The 13,226-nt window shown below is 69.5% G+C and carries 12 protein-coding genes; 10 read left to right on the top strand and 2 right to left on the bottom strand.

Annotation, left to right across the window (positions count from 1 at the left end; all coding sequences use genetic code 11):
* Window positions 1-7: 7 nt before the first annotated feature.
* The 5 genes from ACFXKA_RS19755 to ACFXKA_RS19735 all read left to right on the top strand — a co-directional run bounded on the left by ACFXKA_RS19755 (window position 8) and on the right by ACFXKA_RS19735 (window position 5,309).
* On the top strand, window positions 8-1,435 hold the full coding sequence (locus tag ACFXKA_RS19755) for a sugar ABC transporter permease (protein WP_379428319.1): 1,428 nt from the start codon (window positions 8-10) through the stop codon (window positions 1,433-1,435).
* 25 nt (window positions 1,436-1,460) lie between these two features.
* A complete protein-coding gene (locus ACFXKA_RS19750) occupies window positions 1,461-2,612 on the top strand; it encodes an ROK family protein (RefSeq protein ID WP_379428318.1) in 1,152 nt (383 codons plus the stop codon).
* 77 nt (window positions 2,613-2,689) lie between these two features.
* The gene (locus ACFXKA_RS19745) at window positions 2,690-3,403 is read left to right on the top strand and encodes a PIG-L deacetylase family protein (RefSeq protein ID WP_354839584.1); all 714 of its coding nucleotides are present in this window, start codon (window positions 2,690-2,692) and stop codon (window positions 3,401-3,403) included.
* 242 nt (window positions 3,404-3,645) lie between these two features.
* On the top strand, window positions 3,646-4,806 hold the full coding sequence (locus ACFXKA_RS19740; RefSeq protein ID WP_379428317.1) for a glycosyltransferase: 1,161 nt from the start codon (window positions 3,646-3,648) through the stop codon (window positions 4,804-4,806).
* Window positions 4,807-5,117: 311 nt separating this feature from the next.
* Window positions 5,118-5,309 carry a DUF3046 domain-containing protein gene (locus tag ACFXKA_RS19735; protein WP_040859434.1) on the top strand — a complete coding sequence of 64 codons (192 nt, stop codon included), beginning with the start codon at window positions 5,118-5,120 and terminating at the stop codon, window positions 5,307-5,309.
* A 299-nt stretch (window positions 5,310-5,608) separates the two neighbouring features.
* On the opposite strand, the gene ACFXKA_RS19730 is transcribed toward ACFXKA_RS19735, so the two are convergent.
* Window positions 5,609-6,130, bottom strand: a complete 522-nt coding sequence (locus ACFXKA_RS19730; protein WP_379428316.1) for a CGNR zinc finger domain-containing protein — start codon at window positions 6,128-6,130, stop codon at window positions 5,609-5,611.
* A 154-nt stretch (window positions 6,131-6,284) separates the two neighbouring features.
* Here ACFXKA_RS19730 and ACFXKA_RS19725 point away from each other — a divergent pair, with 154 nt between their 5' ends.
* The 3 genes from ACFXKA_RS19725 to ACFXKA_RS19715 all read left to right on the top strand — a co-directional run bounded on the left by ACFXKA_RS19725 (window position 6,285) and on the right by ACFXKA_RS19715 (window position 8,458).
* Window positions 6,285-6,737 (top strand): VOC family protein, encoded by a 453-nt coding sequence (locus tag ACFXKA_RS19725; RefSeq protein ID WP_379428315.1) that lies wholly within the window; start codon window positions 6,285-6,287, stop codon window positions 6,735-6,737.
* Between the two features lie 229 nt (window positions 6,738-6,966).
* Window positions 6,967-7,848: a pyridoxamine 5'-phosphate oxidase family protein gene (locus tag ACFXKA_RS19720; RefSeq protein WP_379428441.1), complete on the top strand. Its 882-nt coding sequence runs from the start codon at window positions 6,967-6,969 to the stop codon at window positions 7,846-7,848.
* A gap of 157 nt (window positions 7,849-8,005) precedes the next feature.
* The gene (locus ACFXKA_RS19715) at window positions 8,006-8,458 is read left to right on the top strand and encodes a nuclear transport factor 2 family protein (protein ID WP_354839598.1); all 453 of its coding nucleotides are present in this window, start codon (window positions 8,006-8,008) and stop codon (window positions 8,456-8,458) included.
* 78 nt (window positions 8,459-8,536) lie between these two features.
* On the opposite strand, the gene ACFXKA_RS19710 is transcribed toward ACFXKA_RS19715, so the two are convergent.
* A complete protein-coding gene (locus ACFXKA_RS19710) occupies window positions 8,537-9,949 on the bottom strand; it encodes an MFS transporter (protein ID WP_379428314.1) in 1,413 nt (470 codons plus the stop codon).
* A 94-nt stretch (window positions 9,950-10,043) separates the two neighbouring features.
* On the opposite strand from ACFXKA_RS19710, the gene ACFXKA_RS19705 reads away from it, so the two are divergent.
* Together ACFXKA_RS19705 and recA are read left to right on the top strand one after the other, a co-directional pair.
* A complete protein-coding gene (locus tag ACFXKA_RS19705) occupies window positions 10,044-11,066 on the top strand; it encodes an Lrp/AsnC family transcriptional regulator (RefSeq protein ID WP_379428313.1) in 1,023 nt (340 codons plus the stop codon).
* Window positions 11,067-11,227: 161 nt separating this feature from the next.
* A complete protein-coding gene (recA, locus tag ACFXKA_RS19700) occupies window positions 11,228-12,262 on the top strand; it encodes a recombinase RecA (protein ID WP_354839607.1) in 1,035 nt (344 codons plus the stop codon).
* Window positions 12,263-13,226: the final 964 nt, after the last annotated feature.

Genomic DNA, 13,226 nt, shown 5'->3' with positions numbered 1-13,226 from the left:
CACTGCTATGACCAATGTTTCGGAATCGGCAGCGGCCGAACCGGGTACCGCCATCACCGACTTCGGGATCGACACCACGACGCGGTCGACGCGAGAAGCCGTGCGCGACTACGCCGCCCGGCTGCGCGCCGGGGATATCGGGTCCCTGCCCGCGATCCTGGGCCTGATCGCGCTGGTGGTGCTGTTCTCGCTGATGTCGGATGTGTTCTTCTCGCTCAACAATATTGCGAACCTGCTGGCGCAGGGGGCGGGGCAGACCATCATCGCCATCGGGATCGTGTTCGTGCTGCTGATCGGGGAGATCGATCTGTCGGCGGGCACGGCGTCCGGGGTGGCGGGGGCGGTGCTGGCCATGCACTACGTCGACAACGGGAACCTGTTGACCGGCATGGGATCCACGGTGTTCTTCGTGTTCAACGCCATGCTGGTGCTGGCCGCGATCCTGGCGGGGCTGCTGCGGATCTGGCCGGGGGTGGCGTTCTCGGTGCTGGGGATCGTGCTGACGGTCATCGGGTTTCAGGCGAATCCGTGGATCGAGATGCTGCTCGCGGTGTGTGTGGGCGCGGCCATCGGGTGCATCACCGGGTTCCTGATCGCGAAGATCGGGATGCCGTCGTTCGTGGTGACGCTGGCGCTGTTCCTGGCGTGGCAGGGGGTGATCCTGCAGCTCATCGGCGAGGGCGGGGTGCTGGGGATCAGTTCCTCGCACGTGCTCAATGCGGTCGCGAACGGGAATCTGTCCACGGCCGGGAGCTGGATGCTGTGCGTGGTGGCGGCCGGTGGCTATGCGGCGGTCACGCTGGGCGGGCATCTGCGGCGCCGGCGTCGCGGGCTGGTCACGTCGCCGACGCCGCTGGTGGTCGCGAAAGTGGTGGTGCTCAGCGGATTCGCGATCGTGGTGACGGCGCTGCTCACCGTGAATCGTTCACCCAGCAAGCTGATCGTGATCTCCGGTGTGCCGTATGTGGTTCCGATCGTGCTGGTGCTGCTGGTCGCGGGGACCTACGTGCTGACCCGCACCACCTACGGCCGTCACATCTATGCCGTCGGCGGGAACCTGGAGGCGGCCCGGCGCGCGGGCATCAACGTAACCCAGTTGCGGGCAAGCGTTTTCGTCATCTGCTCGGCCTGCGCGGCGGTCGGCGCCATCGTCTACTCCTCGAAGGTCGGCTCGGTCGATCCGCAGGCGGGCGGGCTCAACACCCTGCTGTTCGCGGTCGGCGCGGCCGTGATCGGCGGCACCTCCCTGTTCGGCGGCCGGGGCCGGGTGGCCGACGCGGTGATCGGCGGCGCGGTGCTGGCCGTGGTGTCGAACGGGCTGGGCCTGCTGCGGCAGCCCGCGGCCGTGGTGTCCATCGTGACCGGGCTGGTGCTGCTGCTCGCCGCCACCGTCGACGCGCTCTCGAGACGCCGCGTGGCGATAACGGGCCGTTGAGCCGCGCAATGGTATTACCGAGTCCATGACCGTCGCCCGACCGGACGAGGTGCGCCGGTTCAACCGGTCGAGTCTCCTGCGGCTGCTACACATCGGAGGCCCCGCCACCCGGGCGGCGCTGGCGGTCGAGCTCGGGCTCAATCGGTCCACCATCAAGATGCTCGTCGACGGGCTCGCCGAGGACGGGGTGGTGGAGGAGAAGGTGCCGCGGCTGGCGCGCGGCGCCGGGCGGCCCTCGCTGCTGGTGCTGCCGCAACCGCAGGCGGCGGTGGTGCTGGCGGTGGATGTGCAGGTCGAGCACGTGGGGATCGCGCTGGTCGGCTTCGGCGGGCAGGTCATGGGACGCAACAGCTGGAATCTGCGTGGGCGGCAACGGGAACCGGACGAGGTGATCACCCACGTCGCGGAATCGGCGGCCATGCTCGCCGAGGATCTGGGCCTGCGGCCGGTGGCGGCGGGCGTGTGCGTTCCCGGTGTGGTGCGGCGCGCGGACGGCCTGGTGCACAATGCCGCCAACCTGCGCTGGGGTGAGGTGGCGCTGGGCCAGCGGCTGCACGCGGTGCTGGACCTGCCCGTCATCGTCGGCAACGACGCCGAATTCGGTGCGCTCGCAGAGCATGTCAGGGGTGTCGGACGCGCGGCCGCCGATGCTGTCTTCGTCTCCGCCGATGTCGGGGTCGGCGGCGGGCTCATCGCCCAGCGCGAGCTGCTGCGCGGATCAGCGGGGTACCTCGGCGAGATCGGCCACATGACGGTGCGGCCGGGCGGGCGAAAGTGCTACTGCGGCAACGAAGGCTGCTGGGAGACCGAGGTGGGCGAGGCCGCGCTGTGCCGCGCCCTCGGCATGCCCGAGCACGGCCCGCGCGGGGCGATCGTCGCCGAACTCCGTGAGCTGCACAGTGAGTGGGAAACCAGGCTCGCCGATTACCTCGACTGGATGACCCTGGGCCTGGTCAATGTCGTCAATATCCTCGGGCCCGAACTGGTGGTGCTCGGCGACCTCTTCACCGCGCTCCCCGAACCGGCCATCAACCGGGTCCGCGATCAGGTCCACCGCCGCAGCATGGTGAGCCGTGCCTTCGGCGGGGTTCGCATCGAAAAGTCGCGTCTGGGCCCGGATCTGAAGCTGCTCGGGGCGGCGGAAGCGGCCTTCGAGGGCGTACTCGCCATGCTGTGACGCCCCGGCGTGGCGGGTGGGTGCGAAGTTCGCGTCGGCCAGGTATGGGCGGTGGCGGCTGGTGTTGAATGCAGGATATGGAGCAGCTTCCCGAGGACTGGCAGCGCGGGATCGTCATTGCCGCGCATCCCGATGACATCGAATACGGTGCGGCCGCCGCGGTCGCGCGCTGGACCAGGCAGGGCAAGGACATTCGCTACGTGCTGGTGAGTAGCGGCGAGGCGGGGATCGCGGGGCTGCCGCCGGCCGAGTGCGGGCCGCTGCGGGAGGACGAGGAGCGGGCCTCGGCCAAGATCGTCGGCGTCAGCGAGGTGGAATTCCTCGGGCACCCGGACGGGCGGATCGAGGAATCCCTGGCCCTGCGCCGGGATCTGGCCGCTGCCATCCGCCGCCATCGCCCGGACATGGTGGTGCTGTTCAACTTCGGCGACACCTGGGTCCGCGGCTACGCCAACTCCGCCGACCACCGCGCCGTCGGCCGCGCCGCCCTGGACGCCGTGTCCGACGCGGGCAACGAATGGATCCACCCCGAGCTCGCCGAGCTGCCCGCCTGGTCGCCACGCTGGGCCGCCGTCTACGGCGTCCCGGACGGCAGCCACGGGCTCGACGTCACCGACACCTTCGAGACCGCCGTCGAATCACTCACCGCCCACCGCCGCTACCTCGAGGCCCTCAGCCCCGACCCGGCCGAAACCCAGGCCCGCGCCGTCCTGGAAATGACCGCCGGCCCCAAGGAAGGCGTCCCCGGTGCCCACGCCCTGACTTTCGAGCTCTACCACTTCGCAGGCTGAGCGACCGGGCGCCACGGCCGGTCCATCGCCGGGCGTGGCGATGTAGCGGAGCGCCCGGTGCCGCCTGGGCGTGGCGGGGTTGGTGGCGTGGCCCGGCGTCGCTGGGTGCGGCGGGTGGTGAGTCGCCTCGGTGTCGTCGAGTCATGCGGTGATACCGGGTGACCTGGTGCGGTCGAGTGACACGGACCACCACAGAGGGTGAAGGTGCCGGGGGCGTCGGTCGGGTGTGGCACCCTGGGGCCGTGCGAGTAGCGGTGGTGGCCGGGCCTGATCCGGGGCATGCGTTTCCGGCGATGGCGTTGTGTCAGCGGTTGCTGGCCGCGGGCGATGAGCCGGTGCTGTTCACCAGCCCGCGATGGTTCGACGCGGCCCGGGAGGCCGGGATCGGGGTGCGGCGGCTGAAGGGCCTCGCACCCCGGGCCGAGGACGACGACAGTGACGCGGGCGCCAGGATTCATCAAAGGGCCGCGCACATTTCGACCGAGATCCTGCCCGATCTGAGCGCCATGCTGCCGGAACTGGTGGTGGCGGACGTGCTCACCGTCGGGGGCGGGATGGCGGCGGAGCGGCTGCGGCTGCCCTGGGTGGAGCTGTCGCCGCACCCGCTGTACCTGCCGTCGAAGGGCTTGCCGCCCATCGGGAGTGGGCTCGCCGCGGGGGAGGGTATGCGCGGGCGCGCCCGGGACTCGGTCCTGCGCGGGCTGACGTCGCGGGCCATCCGGCGCGGGGAACTGCAACGCGAGCAGGCCCGCGCCAGTATCGGCCTGCCACCGGAGGACCCGGGCCCGACCGCCCGCCTGGTCGCCACCCTGCCCGCTCTCGAGGTGCCGCGCCCCGACTGGCCGGACAATGCGCACCTCGTCGGCCCGCTGCTCTGGGAGCCCACAGACCACATCCTGGACCTGCCGCCCGGTGACGCCCCCCTGGTCATGGTCGCCCCCTCGACCGCCCAGACCGGCACCGCGGGCCTGGCCGAGATCGCCCTCGAGGCGCTCGAGGGCGCAGGCGTCCGGGTCGCCGTCTCCATGCTCGACACCCCGCCCGCCGACCTCCCGCCCTGGGCCACAGCCGGTTTGGGCCGCCAGGACGAGATCCTGCGCCACACCTCGGTCGTGATCGGCGGCGGCGGTCACGGCCTGCTCGCCAAATCCCTGCTGGCCGGCGTCCCCATCGTCACCGTCCCCGGCGGCGGCGACCAGTGGGAACTCGCCAATCGCGCCGCCCGCCAGGGCAGTTCGATCCTGGTCCGCCCGGTCACCCCCGAAGCTGTCCGGGACGCCGTCAAACGCATCCTCGACGACCCCGCCTACACCACCGCCGCCCACTCCGCCGCCACCGGCATCACCGTGGTCACCGACCCCGTCGAAATCTGCCACGCCGCCGTCGAATCCCCACCCGCCTGACCTTCGCTCGCGACGCCGGTTGGTAGTACCGGCGTCCCCTGTCGGCCCACTCCGTCAGACCTGCTTTGGACGCGCGGTAGTCGAACTCTCTACCCGTCGTCTGGCTTTCGGCGGTGACGACTGCCGTGGCTCACTCGATCGCCACGGTGCAGCGGTGGTGCCTGACAACGTCGAGATTTGGCTCGTCGCCGCAACAGTTGTTACAGGGGTTCGTCCTTGCCCCGCAGGCACCGCACGGCAGTGGTCGGAGGCGGTGACCGGGCACGGCTGGGTTTGGCCCGGGTGCGGGACGGTGGCGTAGGCTCGCGGCCGTGCGGTTGACGGAGTTCCAGGAGCTGTTGCATACCGAGTTCGGAACGGCGCGGGGAGACGTGCTGCTGACCGATCATGTACTGCCGTCCATGGGGCGGACGGGGGCTCAGGCCATCGAGGCGGGGGTGGATCCCCGCGACGTATGGCGGGCGCTGTGCGCGGAATTCGACGTGCCGAAGTCGCGATGGTGAGCAGATCCGCGTGAGGCTGCGGCTGCCGCCGCGCGTGGCGGAGCTGCTCGGGCCGAATCCAGCGTGGTCGGACGATCACGAGGGGCGCAGTGGCGGGGTCGTGCGGGCCAATGGAACGTTTTGGGTCAAGCGTGGCGTGGTCGCGGTGGCGGAGTTTCCGCGGCATCGGTGGCTGGGGGGCGGTCGATGGCGGTGCCGGAGATCGCGGTCTTCGAGGACGACATGCTGGTGCTCGTCGATGCCGCGGCTGGCCTACTACCGCCTGCTCGACGAATTGTTCTGAGCCGCAGCGGGTTCGCCTACTCCGCCTGCGTCTTCTTCGCATAGTGCCGGGTGGCCTTGGCGCGGTTGCCGCAGGCCGCCATGGAGTGCCAGCGGCGGGTGCCGTTCTTCGAGGTGTCCAGGAAGTACAGGATGCACTGCGGGTGCGCGCACTGCTTGATGCGGTCCGGGGTGCTCGCCAGCAGGTGGAGCAGATTGTCGGCGGCGAGCCAGCCGGGTAGCCAGGCCGGCTGGGCGACCTCGGGGAGCGCGGCCGGGCCGTCCGGAGTGAGGGCGCGGCGGATGCGGCCGTGCGCCAGGACGGTATTGAGGTCGTCGGCGGTCTCACCTCGGACCGCGCGCAGGATCGCTTCCCGGGTCGTCACGAGCGCGTGCAGCGTCGCCTCGTCCGCGGGCAGGCCGAGGTCGTTGTCGGCCAGCCACTCGCGCAGCCCGGACACGTCGGTGAGCAGGTCCTGGGGTCCCGTCGCCGCGATCCAGCGGGTGTTGAGCAGGTCCAGGGCGAGCGGTTCACCGAGGTGGGGGCGTGGTTCTGGCACGCCTGAGGGTAACCGCCGTCGTGCGCGCATCGGCCTGACGACTCCTTTCTAACCGGCAAAACCAACTATAGGGGTTGACGACAGGCGTCCGCCGTCGCTAGTTTCTAACCTGTCAAACTAACTATGATGGTTAAAAATTTCCTAAGGGGTTCCCATGACCGCACCCGTTCTCGCGACCGGGCACATCGGCCTCAATGTCACCGACCTCGACCGCTCGGTGGACTTCTACCGCCGCGCCCTCGGTTTCGAACAGCTCGGCGCCGGCGGCGAGGGCGCCCAGCGCTTCGCCTTCCTCGGCCGCGACGGCAAACTCCAGGTCACCCTCTGGCAGCAGAGTGACGGCGAGTTCTCCGCCGAAACCCCCGGCCTGCACCATCTCTCGTTCCAGGTCGACACCATCGACCAGGTCCGGGAGGTGGAATCCGCCCTGAAGGCCCTGAATGTCGTCTTCGCCCACGACGGCGTGGTCGCCCATGGTGAGGGCGCCTCCTCCGGCGGCATCTTCTTCATCGACCCCGACGGCATCCGCCTCGAGATCTACGCCCCCGCCGGCGCCGACCACGCCCCGGCCCCCTCCGGCGCCGCCCCCACCTGCGGCTTCTTCTGATCCGAAATACCGCCACCAGCACCAGAATTCACCCGAGAAGACGGTCACCTCCGCAGGCGGCCCGATGGGAGCTCACATGAACGCCGTCTCGACACGCGATGCGCACCACGGCGGCAAGGCATCGACCACGGTTGAGCCCGGTGCGCAGGCCTCCGAGCCCGGATCGACCACCGACACGGTGACCGCCGGTCGCGCCATGCCGAAGGGCGGTGCCGTGCCGGCGAGCGGGATCGGCTATCACCCTGGGGAATTGGCCGTGCAGCGGCGCATGGGGCAGGAGGATATTGCTCAGCGGGTCGGGCGGATGATTCGCGCTGATATTCCGGCCGCGGCTGCGGCATTCCTGGCGGAGCAGCCGATGATCGTGGTGGCCGCTGCCGATGACCGTGGTCGGATGTGGGCGGGGCAGTTGGCTGGGCCGCCCGGGTTCGTGTACGCCTCCGGGGAGCGGGCGATCGAGGTCGACGCGCGGCCGGTGGCCGGTGACCCGCTCGCCGAATCGCTCTGCGGCGCACGGCATGTCGGCATGATCGCGTTACAGCCGCAATTGCGGCGGCGGATGCGCGTCAATGGCGTGATCGCACCCACCGCGACCGGGCTGCACATCGATACCGAGCAGGTGTATTCGAACTGCCCGAAGTACATCTCCCGCCGCGGCATCGAGGAGTGGGCGACGGGCGGGGCTCCCACGGTGCGCCGGACCAGCGCGCTGGACGAGTCTCAGCGGCAGCTCATCGCCCGCGCCGACGCGTTCTTCATCGCGTCCGCCGATGTCGACGGCAATGCCGACGCGTCCCATCGTGGCGGCAATCCCGGCTTCCTGCAGGTGCTTTCCCCGACTCGCCTGCGCTGGCCCGACTACCGTGGCAACTCCATGTTCATGACCCTCGGCAATATCGCCGCCGACCCGCGCTGCGGCCTCCTGATTCCCGACTGGCGTACCGGCACCACCCTGCAACTCACCGGTACTGCCGAGATCACCTGGGCGGCAGCCGCTTTCACGGCCGGTGCGCAATGCGCCATCGACTTCACCCTCACCGAAGTCGTCGAAATCACGAACGCCACACCCTTGCGCTGGAGCGAACCCGAGCTGTCCCCGGCCAACCCCTAGCCGATACCGTGCGCGTCCGCCGTGCTGCCTCGCAACTCCGTCCCCGGTCATCGACTCCGCCCGCATCCAGCGGTCCTGCACCCGTCCACCACCCACACGCCGTGTCGCGCACCGGCAAGGCGCCCACCCACCCGCATCCATTCGAAAGGTCTCCCTCATGCGTCCTCCGCTGCCTCCCTTCGACCTGGAATCCGCCGAGCTCAAAGTCCGCGCTGCCGAAAACGCCTGGAACACGCGCGATCCCGAGACGGTCGCCCAGGCCTACACCGAGGACTCCGTCTGGCGTAACCGCGACGAATTCCTCACCGGCCGCGCCGAAATCGTCGATTTCCTGAAGCGCAAATGGGCCAAGGAGAACGGCTACGCCCTGCGCAAGGACCTGTGGTCCTTCACCGAGAACCGTATCGCCGTCCGCTTTCAATACGAATGGCACGACGACGAGGGCCAGTGGCACCGCAGCTACGGCAACGAGCTCTGGGAATTCGCCCCCGACGGCCGCATGTCCCGCCGCGAGGCCAGCATCAACGATGTCCCCATCGCCGAGTCCGACCGCCGCATCTTCGGCCCCCGCACCCCCGACGAGGACGCCCTGGGCTTCCCCCTCCGGTGACGACAGGATCAGGGAGCTCTCACTGCGGGGAATTCGGGCGAATTCCACCGTGAGAGCTCCCTGATCTCGATTTCCCCGTCAGGCGACCGCCGCGGGCTCGGGCGGGCCGAGGACGGGGGTCTCGGAGGTGGGGCGGGAGGCGCGGGTGTAGAGGGCGAAAACCACTGCGGCTGAGACGATTCCGAAGACGCCCGCAGTGAGCGTCGCAGAGTTCAGGCCGTCCACGAAGCCGTGAGTCGTCGGATGCGCATCGCTCGTGTTGCGGAAGACGGTGCCCAGCACCGCGACTCCCAGCGCCAGGCCCAGCTGCCGCGCGGTGTTGATCGCACCGGCGGCGGTGCCGCTCTGGCGCGGCGGGACGGCGGCCATGCCCACCGCCATCAGCGGCGGAGCCATCACGCCCACGCCGACACCGATCACCAGGAAGCCGGGAATCGCGGCGGTCCAGGAGGATCCGGAGTCGATGAGGGTCAGCAGGGAGCTGCCCGCGCCGATCGTCAGCAGGCCGCCGCCGATCGTCCACCTCGGCGCCACCTCGTGCAGGAACCGGCCGAAGATGCCCGAGGTCAGGAAGGCGCACACCGACATCGGCAGCATCGACAGCCCGGCCCGCAGCGGGGTCAGGTGCAGGTACTGCTGCAGCCACAGCGACACCAGCGGGCTGGACGCGAAGGCGGCGAAGCTCATGCCGACCGCGGCGATCAGCGTCGCGGTGAAGCCCGCGCTGCGCAGCAGGGGCAGCGGCAACATCGTTGCCGCACTGCGGGATTCGAGCACGATGAACGCGATCAGCGAGAACGCGCCGGCGATCAGTGCCACCGCCGCCCCGCGATCACCCCAGCCGTGCTCGCCGCCCCGGATGATGCCGTAGGTGACGGCCGTCGCCGCGACGGTGAAACTCAGCATCCCGCCGACGTCGATGCGCCGGTCCGCGTGCCGCGGCGACGGTCCGAACGCCAAGGCGGACAACACGATCGCGATCGCGGCGATCGGCAGGTTGACGAAGAAGATCCACCGCCACGACAGCAGATCGGTCAGCACGCCGCCCAGCACCACGCCGATACCGGCCGCCGCACCCGAGACCGCGCCCCACGCGCTGAAGGCGACGCCGCGATCACGACCGGTATACGTGGCGTGCAGCAGCGACAACGTAGTGGCCAGCATGGCCGCGCCGCCGATGCCCTGCGCCGCGCGTGCCGCCACCAGCACGCCCGCCGACCCGGCGACACCGCAGGCCAGGCTGGCGGCCGCGAACAGGGCCAGGCCGATCAGATAGGTGGGTTTCGCGCCGAATCGGTCGGCGAGCGAGCCGAGCATGAGCAGCAGTGCGGCCAGCGCCAGCGCGTAACCGTCGATGACCCATTGCAGCCCGGACAGGCCGGTGCCCAGGTCGGCGGCGATGTCCGGCAGTGCCACATTCACGATGGTGACGTCGATGAGCAGCATCAGTGAGCCCAGGCACGCGGCGAAGAGGGGCAACCACTTCCGCATGAGAACCTCCAGAGAACGAACGATTTCGTCTCCAAGCATGGGATAGGCGCTTGGATCCACCTAGCTATCCAGTTCGATGCGGTAGATTCCTCCTATGTTCGAGGAAGAGCTGGATGATTCCTCCGTTCTGGACGTGCTCGACAAACAGATCGTGCACGGTCTGGTCACCGATGCGCGCATCCCGTTCGCGCGGCTGGGGGCGATCCTCGGCGTCTCCGAGCAGACGGTGGCGCGGAGGTATCGGTCACTGCGCACGCGCGGCATGATTCATGTGGCGGGCCAGGTGAATACGGTGCCGCTGGGGCAGCCGCGCTGGGTCATGCGCATCACCTCGACGCCCGCCAAGGCCGTCGCCCTGGCCGAATCTCTCGCGCGAGTACCGGAATTGAGCTGGGTGTCGCTGCTGACCAGTGGTTTCGAGATCATGTGCGCGGGCCGCACGCGATCGATCGAGCGGCGGGACGAGTTGCTGCTGCGCGTGATTCCGCGCGCCAGTTCGGTGGTCGGGCTGACGGTGCACGAGGTGATGCGGCAGTTTCCGTTCCCCGAGGAGTGGCCGCGCTATGACCGGTTCTTCACCGCGGAGCAGCTGCGCGAACTCGGCCCGCGGCCGCCGATGTGGGAGCCCGTGGGTCCGGAAACCCAGGTCACGCTGTCGCGTGAGGACGAGGCGATGATGGCCATCCTGGCTCGGGACGGGCGCGCGCCCTACGCGCGGCTGGCGGCCGCCACCGGCTGGAGCGCGACCCGGGTGGCCCGGCGGATGAGCGAGCTCATCGAGTCCGGCGTGCTCTACTTCGACCTCGACTTCGCTTTGCAGCTCATGGGTTACACGTGTCGCGCGGTGCTGTGGATGCGGGTGGATCCGGCGCGGCTGGAGGAGGTGGGCAAGGCCATCTCGGAGCATTCGGAGGTCGCCTATCTGGCGGCGATCACCGGGCCGGCCAATCTGACCGCGTCGCTGGTCTGCCGGGACAATGCCCATCTGTACCGCTACGTGACCGAGCGGCTCGGTGCGTTGCCCGGTATCCGGGATATCGAGGTGACGACGGCGTTGCGGGTGTTCAAGCAGTCGCAGACGCTGGTCGACGCGCAGAAGCTCGCGGTGCTGCCCTGATTGCCGAATGCTTGCCACCAGGTGTTTCGCGTGTCGTCCAGCGCGTCGCTTGCATCGAACACCTGTTCGTCTAAGCTCGTCGTCGGAACTTGTCGGTGCCGCCCTCTAACGTGGGCGCCAACCACAGCATGAGACACACCCGTTGAGAAGGGGATCAGACGATGGCACCACAGGCTTTCGATCGTGACAAGGCGCTCGAGCTCGCGCTCGCGCAGGTGGAGAAGAGCTTCGGCAAGGGCGCGGTCATGCGTCTGGGCGAAGAGGCGCGTCAGCCCATCTCGGTGATTCCGACCGGCTCCATCGCGCTGGATGTGGCGCTGGGCCTGGGTGGCCTGCCGCGCGGCCGCATCGTCGAGATCTACGGTCCGGAATCCTCGGGTAAGACCACCGTCGCCCTGCACGCGGTCGCCAACGCGCAGGCCGCCGGCGGTGTCGCCGCCTTCATCGACGCCGAGCACGCGCTGGATCCCGACTACGCGCGCAAGCTGGGTGTCGACACCGACGCGCTGCTGGTCTCCCAGCCGGACACCGGTGAGCAGGCCCTCGAAATCGCCGACATGCTGGTGCGTTCCGGCGCCATCGACATCATCGTCATCGACTCTGTCGCCGCCCTGGTGCCGCGCGCCGAGATCGAGGGCGAGATGGGTGACAGCCACGTCGGTCTGCAGGCCCGCCTGATGAGCCAGGCGCTGCGCAAGATGACCAGCGCGCTCAACAACTCCGGCACCACCGCCATCTTCATCAACCAGCTGCGCGAGAAGATCGGCGTCATGTTCGGCTCCCCCGAGACCACCACCGGTGGTAAGGCGCTGAAGTTCTACGCCTCGGTCCGCCTGGACGTCCGCCGCATCGAGACCCTCAAGGACGGTTCGGACGCGGTCGGTAACCGCACCCGCGTGAAGGTCGTCAAGAACAAGGTGAGCCCGCCGTTCAAGCAGGCCGAGTTCGACATCCTCTACGGCATCGGCATCTCCAAGGAGGGCTCGATCATCGATATGGGTGTCGATCAGGGCTTCATCCGCAAGTCCGGCTCCTGGTACACCTACGAGGGCGACCAGCTCGGCCAGGGCAAGGAGAACGCCCGCAAGTTCCTCCTCGAGAACACCGATGTCCGGGACGAGATCGAGAAGAAGATCAAGGAGAAGCTCGGCATCGGCGCGGACGTCACCGCCGAAGAGGCCCCCGCCGACTTCTGACCCATGACCTCTCGGGAACCCGAAGGGCCCCGGCCTGATTCGCCGGGGCCCGCTCGCCTGGACGCGGTGGAACGCCTCCGCCGCCAACTGGAGTCCTCCGCCGCCCGCAAGGCCGGCCGCCGCCCCATCGCTCCCAGGCCCCGAACCCCCGAGCCCGGCCACGACCTCTTCGGCTCCACCGACCCCTACACCACCGGCGTCGGCACCTGGAACTACGGCCCATCCACTCCCGCCGCGTCCTATCACCCTGTCCCCGAAGACAATTCGCCGGACACCGATCACTCCACCTGGCGTACCACAGACGACGCGACCACCACACCCGAGCCGCACCCGTCGCACCGACCGGAGCTCTCCGAGCCATCGCGGCCACAACCCTCCGACCCGAGCCGAGACCATGAGCCGCCGGACCATCCGCCCGGCAACCCCTCTGGCCCCGCCGCGTCCGCCATCGGTCCCACGCCTGCTGCCTCGGTCATCGGCCCCGAGTCTGCCGCCTCGAATTCTTCCCGCCCTCACTACCTTTCGCCCACCGGACGCCGCCGCGCGCCGGGGCAGTGGCCAGAGGAAGCGCCCACTGCCCCCGGTGATGGCGGAATCCGCTCTGCCGCATATATCCACGAAGACTCGGTCCCACCCGCTTCGACCCACCCAGCCGCGGAACCGATCTCGGCCACCGATAGCCGGGAGGACACGCTGCGGGGCGAATCGGCCTGGCCGGTCCGTGGCCGCAGGGCCGAGGCGAATGCCGCTGATGCCGCACGTCTCGGTCGGGCGGCGCATGGTGAGGCTCGACCGAACGAGCTCGACGCCGGGCCGGACTCCGGCCAGCGCCGGCTCGGTGACTGCGCGCCGGCGACTGTGGATGGGGTTGCCGGTGGTACGGCCCAGAACTCGGTCGGCGGTGCTCCGGGGGACAGGCTGGCGGCGGCGCGGGCAGCGTTGGCCGAGGCGAATGCGGTCGTGG

This window comes from Nocardia sp. NPDC059228 (genome assembly GCF_042754245.1).
GTDB lineage: Bacteria > Actinomycetota > Actinomycetes > Mycobacteriales > Mycobacteriaceae > Nocardia.
The sequence above is the reverse complement of the archived record's forward strand: the minus strand, read 5'-3'. Positions and strand labels throughout refer to the sequence as shown.